The organism is Fontivita pretiosa (assembly GCF_050410795.1).
Taxonomy (GTDB): domain Bacteria; phylum Planctomycetota; class Phycisphaerae; order Tepidisphaerales; family Tepidisphaeraceae; genus Fontivita; species Fontivita pretiosa.
On sequence record NZ_CP191258.1, the window covers coordinates 880241 to 900552 of the forward strand.

General features: G+C 64.1%; 15 protein-coding genes. 10 read left to right on the forward strand and 5 right to left on the reverse strand.

Annotation, left to right across the window (positions count from 1 at the left end):
- Window positions 1-252 precede the first annotated feature (252 nt).
- Window positions 253-2067, reverse strand: coding sequence for a hypothetical protein (locus ACQS5P_RS03475; RefSeq protein ID WP_428939514.1), 1815 nt, complete (start codon window positions 2065-2067; stop codon window positions 253-255).
- Between the two features lie 231 nt (window positions 2068-2298).
- Between ACQS5P_RS03475 and fabZ the strand changes: the two genes are divergently transcribed.
- The 3 genes from fabZ to ACQS5P_RS03490 all read left to right on the forward strand — a co-directional run bounded on the left by fabZ (window position 2299) and on the right by ACQS5P_RS03490 (window position 5778).
- Window positions 2299-3648: a 3-hydroxyacyl-ACP dehydratase FabZ gene (gene fabZ / locus ACQS5P_RS03480; protein ID WP_428939515.1), complete on the forward strand. Its 1350-nt coding sequence runs from the start codon at window positions 2299-2301 to the stop codon at window positions 3646-3648.
- A gap of 94 nt (window positions 3649-3742) precedes the next feature.
- Complete coding sequence (lpxA, locus tag ACQS5P_RS03485) at window positions 3743-4558, forward strand: acyl-ACP--UDP-N-acetylglucosamine O-acyltransferase (RefSeq protein WP_428939516.1); 816 nt, start codon at window positions 3743-3745, stop codon at window positions 4556-4558.
- A gap of 227 nt (window positions 4559-4785) precedes the next feature.
- Complete coding sequence (locus tag ACQS5P_RS03490) at window positions 4786-5778, forward strand: Gfo/Idh/MocA family protein (RefSeq protein WP_428940989.1); 993 nt, start codon at window positions 4786-4788, stop codon at window positions 5776-5778.
- 58 nt (window positions 5779-5836) lie between these two features.
- On the opposite strand, the gene ACQS5P_RS03495 is transcribed toward ACQS5P_RS03490, so the two are convergent.
- A complete protein-coding gene (locus ACQS5P_RS03495) occupies window positions 5837-7276 on the reverse strand; it encodes a peptidyl-prolyl cis-trans isomerase (RefSeq protein WP_428939517.1) in 1440 nt (479 codons plus the stop codon).
- 235 nt (window positions 7277-7511) lie between these two features.
- Here ACQS5P_RS03495 and ACQS5P_RS03500 point away from each other — a divergent pair, with 235 nt between their 5' ends.
- From ACQS5P_RS03500 to ACQS5P_RS03530, 7 genes are all read left to right on the forward strand, one after another.
- On the forward strand, window positions 7512-8141 hold the full coding sequence (locus tag ACQS5P_RS03500; protein ID WP_428939518.1) for a TetR/AcrR family transcriptional regulator: 630 nt from the start codon (window positions 7512-7514) through the stop codon (window positions 8139-8141).
- Between the two features lie 3 nt (window positions 8142-8144).
- Window positions 8145-9455 carry an efflux RND transporter periplasmic adaptor subunit gene (locus tag ACQS5P_RS03505; protein ID WP_428939519.1) on the forward strand — a complete coding sequence of 437 codons (1311 nt, stop codon included), beginning with the start codon at window positions 8145-8147 and terminating at the stop codon, window positions 9453-9455.
- Window positions 9456-9581: 126 nt separating this feature from the next.
- On the forward strand, window positions 9582-12905 hold the full coding sequence (locus ACQS5P_RS03510; protein WP_428939520.1) for an efflux RND transporter permease subunit: 3324 nt from the start codon (window positions 9582-9584) through the stop codon (window positions 12903-12905).
- A 92-nt stretch (window positions 12906-12997) separates the two neighbouring features.
- Complete coding sequence (locus ACQS5P_RS03515) at window positions 12998-14203, forward strand: pyridoxal phosphate-dependent aminotransferase (RefSeq protein ID WP_428939521.1); 1206 nt, start codon at window positions 12998-13000, stop codon at window positions 14201-14203.
- Between the two features lie 124 nt (window positions 14204-14327).
- The gene (locus ACQS5P_RS03520) at window positions 14328-14987 is read left to right on the forward strand and encodes an RNA polymerase sigma factor (RefSeq protein WP_428939522.1); all 660 of its coding nucleotides are present in this window, start codon (window positions 14328-14330) and stop codon (window positions 14985-14987) included.
- A 3-nt stretch (window positions 14988-14990) separates the two neighbouring features.
- Window positions 14991-15482: a hypothetical protein gene (locus ACQS5P_RS03525; protein ID WP_428939523.1), complete on the forward strand. Its 492-nt coding sequence runs from the start codon at window positions 14991-14993 to the stop codon at window positions 15480-15482.
- A 58-nt stretch (window positions 15483-15540) separates the two neighbouring features.
- Window positions 15541-16434 (forward strand): S1C family serine protease, encoded by an 894-nt coding sequence (locus tag ACQS5P_RS03530; RefSeq protein WP_428939524.1) that lies wholly within the window; start codon window positions 15541-15543, stop codon window positions 16432-16434.
- Between the two features lie 34 nt (window positions 16435-16468).
- Here ACQS5P_RS03530 and ACQS5P_RS03535 read toward each other — a convergent pair whose 3' ends face one another.
- From ACQS5P_RS03535 to ACQS5P_RS03545, 3 genes are all read right to left on the reverse strand, one after another.
- Entirely contained in the window at window positions 16469-18436 is a 1968-nt protein-coding gene (locus ACQS5P_RS03535) for a YjhG/YagF family D-xylonate dehydratase (RefSeq protein ID WP_428939525.1), read from the reverse strand.
- A gap of 65 nt (window positions 18437-18501) precedes the next feature.
- Complete coding sequence (ruvX, locus tag ACQS5P_RS03540) at window positions 18502-18981, reverse strand: Holliday junction resolvase RuvX (RefSeq protein ID WP_428939526.1); 480 nt, start codon at window positions 18979-18981, stop codon at window positions 18502-18504.
- A 48-nt stretch (window positions 18982-19029) separates the two neighbouring features.
- A complete protein-coding gene (locus ACQS5P_RS03545) occupies window positions 19030-20127 on the reverse strand; it encodes a mannose-1-phosphate guanylyltransferase (RefSeq protein ID WP_428939527.1) in 1098 nt (365 codons plus the stop codon).
- Window positions 20128-20312: the final 185 nt, after the last annotated feature.

Sequence of the window (20312 nt, forward strand, 5' to 3'; positions counted from 1 at the left end):
AAGGGAGTGATTGTGCCGAGAGCAACACTCAGGTCTGTGCAGGATTTGGGCAACCACGTGCTCGCGTTTCCCTTCGCCGGCATGATCCGGATCAGGTTCCAAACAGGGTGTAATCTCAGCCCCGCACGACCATCGGCGGGACACCCCTGGCGAACAAGCAAGAGTCTAGAAGGTCTGCGCTTCGGCTGCAAGATGCAAATGCGACACCGGGCAGCGCAGAGGCGATTCCACCGTTGTTGGGGTCAGGACCGATCATTGCCCCGGGGGCTGCGGTGCGGGCGGCTCGGGCGCAGGCTCGGCGGGCGCGGGCGCTGCCTCGGCGGGCGGCTGGCCTTCGGCCGCGGCGGTGGCGGGCGCGGGCTTGGGCGGCGGTGCGCCCAGTTCCGCGGGCAGCGCCGGCAACGGAATGTTCAGCTCCGCCGCTGCGTTCCGCGCGTCGATGGCCAGCTTGATCTTCTCCTGGGCGGCGGCAGCGTCACCAGCCTGCCGCAACACCAGCGCCCAGCCATGAAGCGTCAGGACTCTTCCCACCCGCGCGGCGTTCTTGATCGGCTCGGGAGCGTCGTTTTCGATGATGTTCGCCAGCGCGTCGTCCGATTCCTGATAGGCCTGTTTGGCCTGATTCAACGCGTTGTTGCGCTGTTCCTCCAGATCGCGTCCGAGCAGTTGCACGGGCACCTGAAGGTCCAGTCCCTGAAGCGCGCTTTCGACGGTCTGTCGCAATTCGATACGTCTGGAGATGCTGGCGGCATCCGAGGCCAGCAACCCGCCAAGCCGGCGCTGCGCCGCGGCCTGCTGGAGCATGAACTGGAAGGGGTTGAGCGTCTGCTGCATGCTCCTCCACGCCGCCAGCTCCGGGCGCCCCTGGTTTCTGGAATCGGTGAGCAGATCCTGAAGGCTGCGGCGAAGCGCGTCGGCGGCCTGATAGGCATCGCCAAAAAACGTGATGGCGTTGGAGAGACTGAGTTGGGCCTCTTCGCGCAGGGTCCGAATCTGATCGACGAGCTGGCCGAGCACTACGGCCTTTTCGGCGATGGAAGCGCCGGCGGTCTTGCGTGCCAGCGCAAAAGGCGACTGCTGGTCGGCGGGCTCGGGTTCGGCCGGCGCCGCGGCCACGCTGCCCAGAAGCTGCGCCGCCAGTGCCTTCTGACGAGCCACCTGCTGTTCCAACGCGCTCCAGCCGGCGTCAAGGGTCTTGCGCTGGTCCTCGAGTTGGGCGATCAATTCGTCCAGGACCGCCTTTTGGCCCTGGGCGATGCCGAGGCTGCGCTGTAGCCGCGTAATTTCGCTGTTGAGCTTGTCGATCTGCACGGCAACGTCCCCGGCCTGCTTTCGCAGATCGCTGGAACGCTTGAAGACCTCGACGGCCTTGTCGCCCTTGAGCTGATCGGCCTGTGCGGCGGCTTCGTCGGCGGCATCCAGAAGCTTGGCTCGGCGATCGACGAGGTTTTTGACCTGTTCCTGCCGCTGGGCGATCTCTCCCTCGAGCCTGGCGATCTCCTGGGTGACGGCCGCCAGGGTCGGGATCGTCGCGTTGCCGTGGGTAAACCACGCGGACTTTCCGGGCCCGCCGCGGGCTTCGGCGATTTTCTGCGCGATCGCCTCCCGTGCCGGTCGCGGGTCGAACTTGGTGTACCCTGCCACCGCCGACCCGCTGAGTTGGATCTGGGTCGCCTGCTGCGTGATTTCCCACACCAGCCGGGCCAGTTCCAACTCGAGCTGTTCAATCCTGCGGATGGTGTTCTGCGCTGATTCCAGCTCGCTGTGGGCCAGAGCCGACTTGGCGATGGCGCGAACGGACTCGGAAGCGGCCGAGGCGTTGTTGGCGGCGTCGCGCAGCTTCTGGCGTGCCGCGCCGGTGTCTCCTCCGGACTGGGCGATTTCGCGTGCTTCGGCCAGCTCGCGTTGCACCTGCTTGTCAACCTGCCGCTGGGGATCATCACAACCCTGCCCCGCCAGCGCCGCGAAAACTGTCCCGACCAGGCCCGTTGCTGTCGTAAGGATCGTCCTGGAACGAGGGCCGGATGAACGATTCGCCGAGCGTTGTTGCCTGAGACCTGGTTGCATCGGGGATTCTCCAACGTTGCGCGTGACGTTACGGACGATCCATACGAACAGAGTTCCGTGGCCGCATCACAACCTGTTGCCAGGGGCGATTGTGCAACTCCGCCCGCAGCCTGTCAAACCGCCCCGTCCTGGGAAACAGGACCTGGACCTGGCCGCCTTGCTGACGTTTCGGGTTTGGAGGCTGCAAGCTATAATCCGTGGATTGCAGAGTACTTTGGCGGGAAAGGCGTTGTGGCGCAAGTGCAGAGGACCATCTCGCGCGAGGTGAGCGTGGCCGGGCCGGGGCTGTTTTCCGGCGAGCCGGCGACGCTGACGTTCGCGCCGGCGGAGCGTGGAACGGGCATCACCTTCGTCCGGCAGATCGATTCCCGCGTGACCAACATCCCGGCCCTGGTGCAAAACGTCCTCGAACGCCCGCGGCGAACCTGCCTGCGCAGCGGAAGCCTCTATGTGGAGACGGTCGAGCATTGTCTGGCGGCCCTGAGCGGGTTGGGAATCAACAACGTCGTGGTCAAGGTCAGTGGGGGCGTGAGCGGTGAAGTGCCTGGCGGCGACGGCTCCAGCAAGATCTTTGTCGATGCGCTGACGCAGGCGGGCATCGTGGAGCAGGATGCCCCGGTGGAACCGTTGATCATCAAAAAGCCGATCCAGGTTGGCCTGGGAGACGCGACGCTGGCGGCGCTGCCCGGGCCGACGGACCGGCTGGAGATCATCTACAACTTCGAGGCTGCGCCACCGATCGGGCGGCAGACGATTTCGTTCCATCTTGGCAACGGCAGCAGCAGCGGGAACGGTTCGGGGGATATCGACGATTTTGTGACCCAGCTCGCGCCGGCGCGGACGTTTGTCTTCGAGCATGAAGCCAACGAACTGCGAGCCCGCGGCATCGGCCGACACCTCACGCCACGGGATCTGCTGGTCATTTCGCGAGACGGGCCGATCGACAACACTTTCCGCTTCCCCGACGAATGTGCCCGGCACAAGGCGCTGGATCTGATCGGCGACTTGTACCTGGTGGGTCGCCCGATCTATGGACGGCTGGTAGCGCACAAGAGCGGGCATGCGCTGAACCACCTGATGGCCAAGAAGCTGCTTGAGCAGCATCTGACGGATGTGCGCCAGCAATTGGTGAATCGGGAAGCGGCGTTGGACATCCGTCGGATTCAACGAATTCTTCCGCATCGCTACCCGATGCTGCTGGTGGACCGGGTGGTGGAGCTGGAGGGCGACCAGCGTGCCGTGGGGATCAAGAACGTAACGTTCAATGACATTTTCTTTCAGGGGCACTACCCCGGCACGCCCATCATGCCCGGCGTGCTGATCGTGGAGGCGTTGGCACAGCTTGGCGGCATTTTGCTGAGCCAGAAGCTGGAGCACACCGGAAAGCTTGCGGTTCTGTTGTCGATGGATAAGGTGAAAATGCGTCAGCCGGTGGTTCCGGGCGACCAACTGCTGCTGGAGGCGGTGGCCGTTCGGGTCAAGAGCCGCACCGGACATGTGCGGTGCAAGGCATTCGTGCAAGACAAACTGGCCGCGGAGGCCGATATTAAGTTCATGCTCGTCGATGCCGAGCCGGTCTAGACGGAAAGGATGGAGCATCAAGGCAGAAGGGTGAAGCATCGGAAAGCTTCGCATCGGCTTGATCGATGCCGCTTCACCCCTGGTCCTTCGCTTTATGCCAAAGATTTCGCCGTTAGCCTCCGTGGATCCCCGGGCCAACCTCGCCGACGACGTCGAGGTCGGGCCATTCTGCGTCATCGGCCCGGATGTGACGCTGGCGGAGGGCAACCGGCTGATCAGCCACGTGGTCATCACCGGTCGCACCAAGATCGGCCCGGGCAATGTCTTCCACCCCCACTGCGTGATCGGCGGCCCGCCTCAGGATCTGAAATACCGCGGCGAACCTACGGGGCTGGAGATCGGCGCCAACAACATCATCCGCGAGGCCGTCACCATCAACACCGGCACGGTCTATGGCAGCAAGATTTTCGGCGGAGGGGTCACTCGCATCGGCGACAACAACCTGCTGATGGTCAATGCTCACGTCGGGCATGACGCGCAGATCGGCAGCCGCTGCATCCTGGCCAACAACGTCATGATCGCCGGGCACATCGTGATCGGAAACAACACCGTGCTCAATGGCGGCGTGGGGGTCAACGCCTGGGTCACGATCGGCGATTTTGCCTACATCGACGGTTACAGCCGGGTCCACCACGACGTGCCGCCGTACGTCAAGACCACCGACAACCGCGTCCGCGCGCTCAATGAGGTCGGACTGCGCCGCGGCGGGTTCTCCGAACCGGACATCCAGGCGCTGGACTTGGCCACCCGCAGGCTGTTCCTCAATCGCGACAAGCCCTTTGCCCTGGCGTTGCGGGAATTCGACACGCTCAACGGCATCAACCCCTACGTCAAGCGCATGATCGAATTCCTTCAGCGCCGCGACCAGGGCAAGCACGGGCGATATCTCGAAAGCCTGCGAACCAAGTAACCCCGCTGCGGTAATGCGTCATCACCTGTTCCCAGTGCCCATCGCCCCATTTCTTCGCGGGTGTTGGTCAGTGGTTCCCATTCATTCTTCCTTTCATGCAGCTTGTCATTCAGATTTGGTAATTGGTCATTGAACCGATTACATTCATCTGCGTGACCAGTCATTGCGATGATCGCACACGCGAGGCGGAGACTGCCGAGTCCGCTTTGCCGCCCCTTCCTGTCGGCGTGGTCGGGTGCGGGCGGATGGGAAAGCTCCACGCCAAGGTGTATTGCCAGATTCCGCGGGTCCGTCTGGCGGGGGTGTATGATGTGAACCGCGACGCCGCCGAAGCGGCGGCCGAAGAGTTCTGCTGTGAGGTCTTCCCCAGCCCGCAGGCGATGATCGACGCGGGCGTGCGCGCCGTGACCATTGCGGTTCCAACGCAGTCGCATCCGGAATCGGCCGAGTACTTCCTCAAACGCGGCGTCGCCTGCCTGGTGGAAAAACCGCTGGCGCGGAATGTGGCGGAAAGCCGCCGGATCATCGAAGCGGCCCGGTCCGGCGGAGCAGTCGTGCAGGTCGGGCACATCGAACGGTTCAATCCCGCGTTCGTCGCCATGCGACGCCTGGGCATCCAGCCACGCTTCATCGAGGTCATGCGCATCAGCCCGCTGACATTCCGCAGCATCGACGTCGGCGTGGTATTGGACATGATGATCCACGACATCGACATCGTGCTGCAACTGGCCAACTCGCGGGCGAGCAAAATCGAGGCGATCGGCGTGGGGGTGATCGGCGACGCCGAGGATATCTGCAACGCCCGCATCGTCTTCGAGAACGGCTGCGTCGCCAACGTCACCGCCTCGCGACTGGCGCTGAAGACCGAGCGCCGCCTGCGGGTCTTCAGCCCCGACGCCTACGTCTCCATCGACTACCAGAAACGCTACGGAATCGTCGTGCGCCGCAGCGGGAATCTGGCCGCCATCCGCGAGGCCGGCGCCAAGATCCGCTCCGGCGAGATCACTGACATCTCCCAGCTCAACTTCAAGGATCTGGTGAACGTCGAAGAGCTGGCGATCGACGAGATCGATCCGCTGCGAGCCGAGCTGGAGAGTTTCATCGACGCCGTCACCGGCAAATGCCCCCCCGTCGTCACCGCCGACGAAGGTCTGGCCGCCGTCGAACTGGCCAACCGCATCGTCGATTCGATCACGCCCCAGAAGCTGGAAGTGGAATAGGTCGCGGCTTCGGCCCTGTGGCGCGCCTCGGCATCGTCCCAAACGCCCATGCGCGTGTTCAGGACCCTTTCTGCCCGGAGGCTGTCTGCGAACTGGCGGCCCACTGGGCATACTTCTGCATCGCCATCTCCAGCACCGGCGCGGTGATCGGCGGGTCGGGATCGACGATCGCCTGCTTCAGCAGCTTCTGCTGCATCTGTTCCTGATGCCGGGCGCGCTGTTGCCGCGCCAGGGTCTCGTAGATCTGCTTCTGCACCGATTCGTCATCGAATGGCCGAACACGCCCGGGCTTGCGGTTTTCCAGCCGCGCGATGTAGAAGCTGTCGCCGACTTCAATGACCTCGGTAACCTGTCCCGGTTGCTGTAGCTGCCATACCGCATCTTCCACCTGCTGCACGATGAACGAGCCTCGCTGCACCCAGCCGTCGGCGCCGCCCACGCGACCGGCCGTGCGCATGAGGTTCGGGTCGTGATTGATCGACGCCGCAAGTTTCGCGAATTCCTCGTCATTCATCCCGATCGCGCGCTCGCGCAGCTCACGAATCTTGTCCAGCGCCTGCGAGCGACCTCCCATGTTCTTCGCCGTGATCTTGATCACCCGGAACTGCGCCTGCTCGGTCTCGGTAAACTCCGTGCGAAGATGCTGCTCATAGTAGCGGCGGATGTCCTCGGCGGTGACCTGCACCCGGGGCTCGATCTTCTTCCTGTACAGCAGGCTCACCAGGTAGTAGCGGTATTGCTCATTGACTTTTTCGTCGAAGTCGATGCCCTCCTCGGCGGCCTTGCGACGCGCCAGCGCTTCGGATCCCCCCGCCGCCGTGATCTGCTGCGCCCGCCATTGCTCGGTGAGTCGGCGTGCCAGCGCCTTGTCCTGCTGATCCAGCTCATGGACGGCCGCCGCGTACCAGACCTCGTTGCGGACCATCGCCCGCACCTGCTTTTCGATTTCGACCATCGCCAGCGCGCGGTACGACGCCGGATCGCGCTGTTTGGCCTCGCTCTTGAGCAGCGGAGTGATCGCCTGAATGACTTTGTCGGCGTAGATGGGGGTTCCGCTGACGTGGGTTACAACGGCGCCCAGGGTCATGTACTGCGCCGTGGTGCCCCCCGGTCTGGTCGCCGCAACGTCCGCGCCGCGGCCGATGGTGCCCGCCTGTGAAGCCGAGGCATCGGGTGGCACTGTCATGTTCGGTGCGGTGCGGTTGTCGGAGGTCACTGGCAATGCGCCGGCTTCGGCGGCGGTCGCGGTCGCGTCGGCGGCTGTGTTGACGTCGCCTTGCGCCGTGGGCGGCTGGCTGGGCGCGGGTGCCGGGTCGCGCATCGCCGACGCCGCGGCACTGCCCGGCGACTGCGCCTGCGGCTTTGGCTCCGCGACCGAAGGTGGACGATAAAACGCCTGCGCGTCGATCTCCACGCCGTGCTGTCGTTTATGGCCCCATCCGCACCCCGCCGTCAGAACGACACACCAGATTCCAGCCGCCCGCGCCCAACTTCTCATCGGTTTCCACCAGCAACCCATGACACCTCCATGAAGGGACCAGAGTCTACCGTCGAGGCGAGAAAGATCACACCCGTATCTGCTGAGCCTGCAATCCGAAGATCACGGCGCAGCTTGGTGATCGCGAGCGGCGAAAGAATTAATATTTATATAACATTTTGTTATTAAACACTTTAATACACATATTCGCCTCCTGATTTGAACTACACCGTCTGGACGGTATAGTCAACCGAAGATGAGCAGAACGCAGAGCAAAGCGGATAGCAGCGTAGTCCAGGATCGGTTGCTTGACGCCGCCGAACAGGTGGTGGCGCGTGACGGCGTGGCCAATCTGACGCTTGACGCAGTGGCGCGCGAAGCGGGAGTGAGCAAAGGTGGGCTGTTGTATCACTATCCCTCCAAGAGCGCGCTGATCACCGCGATCGTCGAACGGCTGGCCCAGCGATGCGAGACGGACCAGCAGCAGGCGCTGGCCAATGAACCGCCGGCACCCGGGGCGTTCACTCGTGCGTTTATCCGTGCCCACTCCGATCCAATCGATCCACGCGATGTTCCGGTTCACAGCGCCCTGCTCGCCGCCGCCGGGACCAATCCCCAGTTCATGCAGCCGTTTCGCAAACGGTTCGCCCAGTGGCAGGCGCGGCTGGAGGCCGACGGCATCGATCCTGCTATCGCGATGATCGTGAGGCTGGCCATTGATGGATTGTGCCTGGGTCCGCTGCTGGGCATACCGGTACCGCAAGGCGAGCTGCGCGAGCGGGTGGTGCAGAAGCTGATCGCCATGACCTGCCAGCAGGGGCACGAGCCAAGCGAACAGCGGATGGAAGACGAAGTCCACAGGACAACCGAGAAGCGAACGGAGTGACACATGCCTCGCCGAGATACGTATCCACGACGATTGCCGGTCGGAGCCTGGATCCTGTTGCCGGTCTTGAGTGTGCTGGTGGCCGGGATGGTCGTCGGCTGCGGCCGGGGCGGCGACGCCCACGCCGCACAGCAGGCGCAGAACCAGGAGCGACCGCCCACGCCCGTGACCGTGGCCCATGCCATCACCCGCGATGTGCCGGTGTATCTGGAGGCGATCGGTCGGACCGTCGCCGTCGAACAGGTGTCGATCGTCCCGCAGGTAGGCGGCAAGGTGGTTGCGGCCCATGTCGGCGACGGCGCTGACGTCACCCGGGGGCAATTGCTTTTCGAGATCGATCCCAGGCCGTTCGAGGCGACGCTGGCGTCGGCACGCGCGACGCTGGCGCAGGCCGAAGCGGAACTGGCCTGGTCCGCCGCCGATTACCAGCGCACCCAGGAGCTGCGGGCCAGCAACGTTGTCAGCCAGCTCGAATACGAGCAGAAAAAGAGCCAGTATCTGGCCAACGAAGCGCGCGTCCAGGCTGCCAGGGCCGCGGTGGATCTGGCCCGGCTCAACCTCGAGTACACGAAAATCTACTCCCCCATTGACGGCCGTGCCGGAGCAAGGCTCGTTGATCCGGGCAACATCGTCCGTGCCAATGAACAGACCATGCTCGTGATCCAGCGGCTGGATCCGATCTATGCCGAGTTCACCGTCACCGAAAACGACCTGGGAACGGTCCGCAAGTTTCTGGCCTCACGCGGCTTTCCCACAGGCGAGGAAGACCGCATGGGGCTGAAGGCACAGGTGGACGTGCCGGGGGATTCTCAGCCGGTGCTGGCGGCGCTGGGCGCCACGCCCGTCTCCACACGCCCCACCACCGCGCCCGGCGCAGGACCGCGCGTCGGAACGGTCAGCTTCCTGGACAACACCGTGAACAGCGGCACCGGAACGATCAAAGTCCGCGCCACCGTGCCCAACGCCGACTACTACTTCTGGCCAGGTCAGTTCGTCAACGTGCGGCTGATTCTGACCGTCAGGAAAAACGCCGTGCTGATCCCGGCCCAGGCGCAGCAGATCGGGCAGGCCGGTCCGTTCGTTTACGTCGTGACCCCCCAGAGCACCGCCGAGCTTCGCCCGATCGTGCCCGGGCAGCGTCACGGCGACTTGATCGTCGTCGAAAGGGGATTGGATCCTGATGAGCGAGTCATTGTCACCGGACAGATGCTGGTAAGCCCCCAGGGCAGAGTCACTGTGACCAACGAGCCGCCGCCGCAACAGACGGCAAGCGCAGCAATGAGCCCGGACCGGACCCAGGTAGCCAATGAATAGCCAACGACCGGGTTGTGATGACCAGGTTGAATCTCGGCAACTGACATTCAACGTTGGTCGTTGGGCCCTGATCGCTCATCGGGCATTGGCATTTGGTCATCGATCCATTTACTTCCAGGTGTTGCAGTGAATCTCTCCGAGCCTTTCATCCGCAGACCCGTGATGACCGTCGTGTTGACGGTCTCGGCGGTTTTGTTCGGCATCCTGGCGTATCTGAACCTGCCGGTGAACGACCTGCCGGCGGTGGATTACCCGGTGATACAGGTGAACGTCGGCTACCCCGGCGCCAGCCCGCAGACTGTGGCCGCCACCATCGCCACACCCCTGGAAAAACAGTTCATGCAGATTCCCGGTCTGGAGCTGATCACCAGCACCAGCCGCCAGGGATTCTGCACCCTGAACCTTCAGTTCGATCTGAACAAGAGCATCGACGCGGCGGCGACGGATGTGCAGGCAGCCATCAGTCGCGCTACCGGCAACCTGCCCCCCGATTTGCCCAGCCCTCCGACTTTCGTCAAAACCAATCCCAACGACCAGCCCATTCTCTACTTCGCGCTGGCTTCGGACACCATGACCAAAGGCCAGCTCTACGACCTGGCCAACACCCAAATCGCGCAGAAGATCACGATGATCAATGGGGTCAGCCAGGTCAACGTCTATGGGACCAAAAGCGCGATTCGCATCAAGGCCGATCCTTCCAGACTGGCGGCACGGGGGCTGACTATTGAGGATCTTGCCGCGGCGATTCAGAGAGGCACCAGCTATCAAGGCGCCGGACAACTGGACGGCCCCAACCGCACCTTCCTGCTCCAGCCGCAGGGACAGCTCGATACAGCCCAGGCGTACAACGACCTGATCATCGCGACGCGCGACAACGCGCCGGTGTACCTGCGGGACGTGGCCGGCGCCGAGGATTCCGTTCAGGACGAGCGCGTGAACATGCACTTCTGGGTGCGCGACATTCAAGTTCCGCCGGCCACGGTGGTGCTGGCCGTCAGCCGACAGGCAGGCGCCAACGCCGTCCAGGTCGCCAGCCGCGTCAAGGCACTGGCGCCGGAGATTCAGCCGACGCTGCCCGGCGGCACCCGGATGCTGCTGATCTACGACCGCTCGCAAACCATCGTCCACAGTGTCCGCGACGTGCAGGAAACCCTTCTCATCGCCTTCCTGCTGGTCGTCGCGATCATCTTCATCTTCCTGGGCCGTGCCAGCGACACCCTCATCCCCACCGTCGCGCTGCCCCTGTCGCTGCTGCTGACCTTCATCGTCATGAACTGGCTTGGTTTCAGCATCGACAACCTCTCGCTGATGGCATTGACGCTGGCGATCGGGTTTCTCGTCGATGATGCCATCGTCTTCCTGGAAAACACCGTCCGCCGGATGGAACAGTACAGCGAGAACCCGCTGATGGCGGCGATCAACAGCGCTCAGGAGATCAGCTTCACCATCCTGTCGATGACGCTGTCGCTGGCGGTGGTCTTCCTGCCACTGGTGTTCATGCCCGGGCAGGTCGGACGCATCTTCCGTGAGTTCGCGGTCACGATCGTGGTGGCGATCCTGGCCAGCGGCATCGTCTCGCTCACGCTCACCCCGCTGATGTGTGCCCGGGTGCTCGGACAGCGCGGACCCGGCGCCAAACAGAGCTTTATCGAGCGGTTCGTCGGCGCCATCGAGAAGCAGGTTCTTCGCCTCTATGGACATTCCCTCTGGTTCTTCCTCCGCCACCGCTGGATCTCCGTGGTTGTGTGGATCGCGTGCCTGGGCGGAACCATCTGGCTGCTGCGGATCATCCCCAAGTCATTCCTGCCCACCGGCGACAGCTCGTTCGCCTGGGGCGTGCTGATCGCCCAGGAAGGCGCCTCGCCTCAGCAGATGCGCGATTACCAGGCGCGAGCCGAGCAGGTCCTTCATGCCAATCCATCGGTCCGCGCGACGATGACCGTCACCGGCGTGGGGCAGTTCTTCGGATCCAATCAGGGGATCATGATCACGTTCCTGAAGCCACCGGAGGAGCGTCCGCCGCTTGAAACGTTCGGCCCAGACGGCAAGCCCGTGCGCATCGAGCACCCGACGATTCAGCAGGTGTCGGCCGACCTTCAGCAGAAGCTGATGATGAACCTTCCGGGCGCGATCGGCGTGCTCACACCACAGCCCGTGCTGGAGATCTCCACCGGCGCCACCAGCCGCAGCACAGGCGCCTTCGCCTACAGCATCAGCGGCATCAATCCGCAGGAAGTGTACCAGGCGGCGGGCGCGCTGCTTCAGCGACTGATGCCCAGGGTCGGCACCATGTTCGCCGGACCTCCGCAGTCCGACATGTACCTCAACACCCCCAACCTGAAGATCAACATCCTTCGCGACAAGGCCGAATCGCTCGGCGTCAGCGCGGCGCGCATCGAGTCGCTGCTTCGCCACGCCTACAGTCAGAACTACGTCTACCTCATCAAGCGCGCCGACGATCAATATCAGGTGATCCTGGAAGTTCACGATCAGGCCCGACGGACCCCCGAAGACCTGGGACTGCTCTACATCCGCACCGACGACGGCCGCAACATCGTCCCGCTCAACGCGGTGGCCACCTGGCAACCCACCACCGGCCCGCAGGCCGTCAACCACATCAACCAGTTCACCAGCGTCACGATCAACTTCAATCTGGTGCCCGGAGTGTCGATCGGGCAGGCGGTGGATTTCGTCAGCAACGTCGCCGCCGAAGTCCTTCCCCCGACCCTGCGCGGATCGTTCCAGGGCCAGGCGCTGACTTTCCAGCAGACCATCGGCAGCCTGGTGCCATTGATCCTGCTGGCGGTGTTCGTGATGTACGTGATCCTGGCGATCCTGTATGAGAGCTACCTGCACCCGATCACGGTGCTTTCGACACTGCCGACGGCGATGGTCGGCGGGCTGGCGACTCTGTGGCTGTTCGGCGAAGAAGCTTCGCTTTACGCGTTCATCGGGCTGTTCATGCTCATGGGCATCGTCAAGAAAAACGGGATCCTGATCGTGGACTTCGCCATCCAGCGCATCGCCGAGGGACAGACCGCCGAGCAGGCCATCCACGATGCCAGCATGGACCGCTTCCGCCCGATTCTGATGACGACGCTGGCGGCGGTGATGGGCGCGGTGCCGATCGCGATGGCCTGGGGCTCCAGCGGCGCCGAGCGACGCTCGCTGGGACTGGTGATCGTCGGCGGGCTGCTGGTCAGCCAGCTCATCACGCTGTATGTCACGCCCGTGATCTACCTGTACATGGAACTGTTCCAGGAGAAGGTGTTGAATCGCATCCCCTTCTTCGCCGCCCATTACGAGGGCCACGCCTACGCCCCCGGCAAGCATGTTCACGTGCATTACGACGAGCAGGAGCACACCGACGCCGCCCAGCCCGCGCCCGATCGCTTCGCCCCGGTTCCATCGCGTCGCAATGGCAACGGGCAGGACGATGATCGACGCTGAACAGCAGCATCGACTGGCACAACTGGCCGGGCGTCTTGCAATCCGGCGTGGGGTCCGATACCGTCGCGGCGTTCAACAGACCAGGAAAGCCAATGATCCGCCTTGCAGAGCGAATGAGCCTGATTTCCGAGTCGATCACCCTCAAGGTCAGCGCCAAGGCCGCCGCGCTGAAGCGCGCGGGCGTGGACGTCGTCGGCTTCGGCGCCGGCGAGCCGGATTTCGACACCCCCGCCTTCATCAAGGAAGCCGCCAAGCTCGCGCTGGACAAAGGACAGACCAAGTACACCCCCACGCCCTGCATCCCCGAGCTTAAGGCCGCCATTGCCCAGAAGTTCAACCGCGAGAATGGCCTGCCCTACAAGCCCGAGCAGATCAGCACCGGCGCCGGTGGCAAGCACTGCCTGTACATGGCGTTCATGGCCGTGGTCAATCCGGGTGATGAGGTGCTGATACCCTCGCCGTACTGGGTGAGTTACCCCGAGCAGGCCAAGCTCGCCGGCGCAAGCGTGAAGATCATCCGCGGCGAGGAATCACAGGGTTTTCGCATCACTCCCGAGCAGCTTGAACGGGCCATCACCCCCAGAAGCAGGGTACTGATCATCAATTCCCCGTCCAATCCAGCCGGGCATGCGTACACGCCGGAACAACTCAAGGAGCTGGCGGACGTGGTGGTCAGGCATCCGGACCTGATCGTGTTTTCGGATGAGATCTATGAGAAGCTGGTGTACGACGGGCTGAAGTTCGTCAGCTTCGCCACGCTGCACCCGCAACTGCTCGAGCAGACGCTGACGTTCAACTGCCACTCCAAGAGCTTTGCGATGACCGGCTGGCGGGTGGGATACGTCGGCGGTCCGCAACACGTCATCGACGCGATCAACAAGCTTCAGAGCCAGATGACCAGCCACATCACCAGCTTCACGCAAATGGCGGCGGCAACGGCATTGACCGACCCCCGGGGCGCCGAGAGCATCGAGCAGATGCGCCAGCAGTTTGAGAAGCGCGGGCGGCATATGTGGCAGCGGCTGATGCAGCTTCCGAAGATCACCTGCGTCAGGCCCCAGGGCGCGTTTTACTGCTTCCCCAACATCGGCGCGTACATCGGCCGCAAGGCTGGCGGCGTCGAAATCACCGACGCCGTCACCTTCAGCGCCGCCCTGCTGGAACAGAATCATGTGGCGGTGGTGCCCGGCAATGACAGCGGCTTTGACACCCACGTGCGTCTCAGCTTCGCCACCAGCATGGAGCAGATCGACAAGGGGATCGACCGGATCGAGCAATTCCTCAAGAAGCTGACGTGAGCCGAAGCGCGCCGGCCCGCCAGGCTGTGTGCCGCGGAGGCTGAAACTCCCGGTTAGAAAACCCGTTCTCATCACGTCAGAATAATGTAGCCGCAACCCACGGTTGCAGCGTCGGGAGCGTGTTTTGCGAGAAGAAGGTTCGCCGCGGGAACTGGTGCAGCGCGTGCGGCAGCGGCGGGATCGTTCGGCGTTTGCCGAGCTGGCCCGGCGCTACCAGCGCACAGCGCTGGCGATCGCGTACGGGATCGTCGGCGACGCCGAAGCCGCCGGCGACATCACGCAGGAAGCGCTGCTGCGTGTCTGGCAGCGGCTGGGCGATCTGGATGATCCCGATCGCTTCGCCGGTTGGTTTGCCAGCATCGTCAGGAACCTGGCGCACGATCACCTGCGACGACGCCCGCGCGAACGCCGGCAGACCGAATTGCCCGACGCAGTGACCCACAGCGGACACGACTGGCCTGTCGCAGATGGCGATGGACGGCTGGTGGTCGATCCGCTGGCCCAGATCGATCGCGATGAAACACGCAGCGCGATCAATCAGGCGCTGGCCGAGCTGGACGAGCTTACCCGAACCGCCGTGGCGCTGCGGTATTACCAGAACCTCAGTTCCAGGCAGATCGGACAACTGCTGGATCTGTCGCCGGCGGCGGTGGACATGCGGCTGTCGCGCGGCCGGGCCGAGCTTCGTCGCAGGCTGGCGCGACTCGTCGCAACCCGGCCGGCCCCGACGGCACCGCAAACCGGCCCATCGGGCGGCGATGCAGACGCCACAAAGAATGTCTAATCGATGCACGCACCTATGGTGGAATTGAACGACGAGAATCTGGATCGACTGCTTCGCGAACACTTTGCCGGCGAGTTGGATCCGCAGATCGGCAAAGCGACCGCGACGGTTCTGTCAGCCTGCGCCCCGGCAACCAGGCCGCGGCGGTGGCACTGGACCTGGACCGCAGCCGCGGGACTGGCGGTGGCGGCATCCGTCGCCGCATTCCTGCTGGGGCCGGGTGTGTTCAGCGGGCTGCTCAGGCAGACACAGCTCCACCACCCGCCCGCCCCGCCGGTGGCTCTGGTTCAGCCGGACATCCAGCCCGTCGAGCATCAGATCCATTGGAATGACGTCGATCAGGGCACGGTGTTCGTCAATGGCCAGGTGCCGATGCGAAGCATTCTGCGGCAGCGAATCGACAACCTGCAATGGTCGGATCCGGCGGACAACGCAATCTACCAAATGAGCCTGCCGCAGGACGAAATCGTGCTGATCGGATTGAATCCCAATTGAAGACTGACCAGTTCACGGCCAAGCACCGATCCCGGTGCAGACCATGAGGGTGCAGACCATGAGATACACATCAGAACTCGCAATGGCGATGGTGATGATCCTGGCGATGGGCGCAGCGGTTCGGCCCGCTCAGGCGCAGACCGCGCCGGTGGATCCATACCGCCTGGCCGTCGAAAGGGCCGACGAAGCAAAAAAACGCGCCGTGCTTTCCCGATCCCTGGCCCTGAGATCGACCCGCACCGAAAAGGCGGCTTTTCTCGGAGTGGTCACCTCACCGGTCTCGGCAGCGATGCGCGAGCAGCTCAAGCTGCCCAAAGGCGTCGGACTCGTTGTCGAATCCGTCGAAGATGACAGCCCTGCGGAGCGGGCCGGAATCAAACAGTATGACATCCTCCAGAAACTCGACGACCAGTTGCTGATCAATTCGCATCAGCTCGCCGTGCTCATCCGCATGCACAAGCCCGGCGATCAGGTCAGCATCACCCTGCTGCGGCAGGGCCAGACTCAAACCATCACCGCAACCCTGGTCGAGAAGGAGCTGCCTTCCATCGATGACGCCGCCGGCCCGTGGGGAATCCCCGGAATCGACATCTTCCGCGAGCTGCCCGGCGGCAGGATTGACCTGCGCGGGGGTGGCAAAGTGGACCTGGACGACATCGTCAAGTGGACGCCCAAGGAGATGATGACCCTGTCGGTGAGCGATCCGCAGCATACGCTCACCCTCACGATCCGACATGGCAAGCAGCACCTGACCGCGATTGACAAGGACGGAAACGTCGTGTTCAACGGCCCGGTCGATACCGAGCAGCAGCGAGAGGCGCTGCCGGCGGAAATCAAGCCAAAGGTCGAGAAGCTTCTGCGCGAGCCGCAGATGATCCAGCTCAAGCTGAAACGAGTCGAGCGGTCGCAGCGCTCCGACGAGGAAGATCACGAGCCGGCCACACAACCCTAGCGACGACGCCGCGTGTGGCGGCGCGCGGTCCTCGCTACCTCTGATCGAGCAATTCGATGATGCTGTTGACGTCGTACACGCATCCGCCCCAGGTCCCGCCGCTGGCCTGCTGAAGCGCCGCCCACAGCCGCGTGGCCGGCGGAAGTTGGGGATCGGGGCGCAGGTCCGCTCGAGGCGACCGATTCGCCAGCAGCGCATCTCCCACCTGCGGGCTGCACTGCTGGATCGGCGTTGTCGCGTCGCCGATCAGGTCCAGGCGGCCTTGCAGACGGTTTCGATCAAGTTGAATGCGGATGCGGTCGCCATCGCGCAGCTTGCCAATCGGTCCGCCGGCCAGGGCCTCGGGCCCGACATGTCCGATGCACGGCCCGCTGGAAAAGCCCGAGAATCGTCCGTCGGTCACGAGCGGAATCTGGCGCAGATCGGCCGTGGACTTGAGCGCGATGGTGATCTGGGCGGTTTCCGGCATCCCGGCGCCCAGCGGGCCGCGGCACAGCAGCACGATCACGTCGCCGGGCACCAGCCGCCGGTCATCCCCGGCCTTGACCGCTTCGATCGCCTGGTCTTCGCTGACAAAGACGCGCGCCCGGCCGATGTAGTCGTACATATCGCCGGCCCACAGGCTCGGATCGATCGCGGTGGCCTTGACGACCGATCCCTGCGGCGCCAGATTGCCTTGCGGAAAGATCAAAGTGCTGCCCAGCCCGCGCCGCCGCGCCGCATCGGGCGACATGATCACATCATCCGGATCCACGCCATCCTGTGCTGCCAGAAGCTGTCGGAAGCGCCGGCGACGCTCCGAGCCACGCCACCAGTTCAGGTTTTCATCCACCGTCATGCCCGTGACGGTCATGCAGCTCGTGTCCAGAATCCCCAGCTCGCGCAGGTGGAGCATGACCTCCGGAACCCCGCCGGCCAGGAACACCTGAACCGTCTTGAAAAACCGCGGGCCATTGGGAAGCACATCGACGATTCGCCACACCCGGCGGTTGATATCGATCCAGTCCTGAACCGTCGGGCGGTTGATCCCCGCGCTGAACGCGATGGCCGGCAGATGCAGCAGCAGGTTGGTGGAGGCACCGAAGGCGGCATGGACGGCCATGGCGTTGCGAAACGCGCCTTCAGTGAGAATGTGGCGCAAGGTGATGCCGCGTTGACGCAGATGGACCAGTGCCTGCGCGGATTGCCGGGCCAGTTGCAGCCACACCGGCTCGCCGGAAGGCGCCAGCGCCGAATGCGGCAGCGAGATGCCCAGGGCTTCGCCGATCACCTGCGACGACGCCGCCGTGCCGAGGAACTGGCATCCCCCGCCGGAGCTGGCGCAGGCGCGACAACCCAGCTCGGAGGCCTGCTCCAGTGTGATCTGTCCATGCGAAAAACGCGCGCCGATGGCCTGCACGCTGCCGGCGTCTTCACCATCGGCCGCAGGCAGCGTCACCCCGCCGGGAACCAGAATCCCCGGCAACTCCCGCGCTTCGGCCAGCGCCATCATCATCGCCGGCAAGCCCTTGTCGCAGGTGGCGATGCCCATGACCGCGCGTCGCGTCGGCAGCGAGCGGACCAGCCGGCCAAATGCTTCGCAGGCGGTATTGCGGTAAGGCAGACTGTCGAGCATGCCGGCAGTGCCCTGTGTGCGACCATCGCACGGATCGGAACAGTAGACGGAAAACGGGGTGTGTCCGCTGCGGCGCAGCTCCATCGCCGCCTCGCGCACCAGCAGCCCCAGCTCCCAGTGCCCGGTGTGCAATCCCAGGGCGATGGGGGTTGCGTCGTCGGCGCGAAGTCCGCCAAGGGTGCTGAGGATCAGCACGTCACCGCCGATCGTCAGTGACTGCGCGTTCCAGCCCATGCCCACGTTCTGGGTCAGCCCGAACAGATCGCCGCTGGGCCAGTGACGAAGCATCTGTTCGGTCAGCGGCAGGCGGCCGGCCGGTCCGGGCGCGCTGGTCCGAACCTGATAAATCGTCTGCTCGTCACTAAGCAGGAACGGTGGGACCTTCATGGCGATGGCATCGAAGCATCGCCGCCGGGCATGACGTCGTCAAATCGCAGTGGTTGGCCGGCGAATCAGCCGCGTTGATCGCTTTGGGCAGGTGGCCGGTCCTCAGCGACGGAGATGGGCGGCAGCTTGCCGTCGAGAAAGTCTTGAAGAAACCGCGCGGCCGCCAGTGCGTCCAGCCGCTGGCGTCGCTGTCGGCGAGTCAGCTTTTGTCCGGCGCGGCGGCGGGCCAGCAGATCCTGCTCGGCGGCGAAGCTGCTCAGCCGCTCGTCCACGAAAATCACCGGGACAGCGGTGGCGGCGGCAAGGCGACGTGCCCAGGCGATCGTCGCCTCCGCGGCCGGACCCGGCGTGCCGTCCATGTTCAGCGGCAGGCCTACAACGATGCGCCGCACCGACTCCTTGCGCACCACTTCGCACACCGGCTGGATGGCGGCCTCCGGGCCGGATACGCTCAGCACGTCGTAGGCCGTTGCCAGTCGTCCGCTCTCGTCGCTCAGCGCCAGCCCCACGCGTCTGGTTCCCAGGTCGATCGCCAACGTGCGCATCTCGGCCACATTTCGCTGCACTTGCCTGTACGGGTGAAGATCGCGCGATCACTGATACTTCTGTCCGTACTTCTCCTTGAGCTTGCCGACCAGCTCCTTGACGCGCTGCGACTCGCTCTTGGGACAGATCATCGTTGCGTCTTTGGTATGCACCACCACCATGTCGTTCACGCCGATCAGTGCGATCAGATGTTCAGGATCCTGTGAGACGATGATGTTGTCCTGCGAGTCCAGGTACACGAGGTTGGGCGCATCGACGGCGTTGTTCTGCTCGTCGATCGGCAGCGTTTCGGCCAGCGCTGGCCAGGAACCGATGTCCAGCCACTGAACCGGCATTTCGACGACGACGACCTGGGCATGCCCCTTGCCCTGCGAAGCCGGCTCCAGAACGGCGTAGTCGATGCTGATCTTCGGCAGGCGGGGATAAACGTCCTCCAGCACTTGCTGCTGCTGCGACGTGCCCCAGGCGTCGGCAATCTGCATCAGCCCCTGATACGAGGCGGGCAGATGAGTGGCCAGTTCCTTCAACACCGTGTCGGCGCGCCATACGAACATGCCGCTGTTCCAGTAATAGCGTCCGGATTCGACGTAGCGGTCGGCGGTGGCTTTGTCGGGTTTCTCCTTGAATGACTGCACGCGGTAGGCGCCCTTGAATCCGGGCAAGGCTTCGCCGCGATGAATGTACCCCAGCCCGGTGTGCCCGTGCGTCGGGACGATGCCGAAGGTCACCAGCGCGTTGGGGATCCGCGTGGCAACCTCGAAGCCGGTTCTCATCGCCGCATGGAAGGCGTCGATGGGCTCGATGACGTGATCGGCGGTGGTGACGCAGAAGACGGCCTGGCGATCCCGCTTCAGCAGCAGAGCCGCGGGAAAGCCGACGGCGTTGGCGGTATCGCGCCCGACCGGCTCGCCCAGCAGATTCTCCGGGGGCAGCTCCGGCAGGTTCGCCAGAACCGCCGGGCCGTGCGCCGCGGAAGTACACACGAAAATCTGCTGCGGCGGGAGCATGCCTCGCAACCGCTCGTAGCTGAGTTGAAGCAGGCTTTTGCCCCTGACAATCGGCAGCAGTTGCTTGGGAATGTGCGAGCGGGACAGCGGCCAAAGCCGCGTCCCCGCTCCGCCCGCCATGATCACGCCGTATTCCATGACTCGACCTGGTTGTCAGTAGTTTCCTTCGCCAGCCGCCGGTCGTCCTTCACCGGCCCACACGATTCAGCGCCCCCCGGCGGCAGAGCCGTCGATCCGCCGAACGCAAGCCATTTAGCATACGCACCGCAGCCCCGCCCGCCAAGACTCTTCAGCCCAAACGGCAGCCAGGTGTGCTCGTCGCC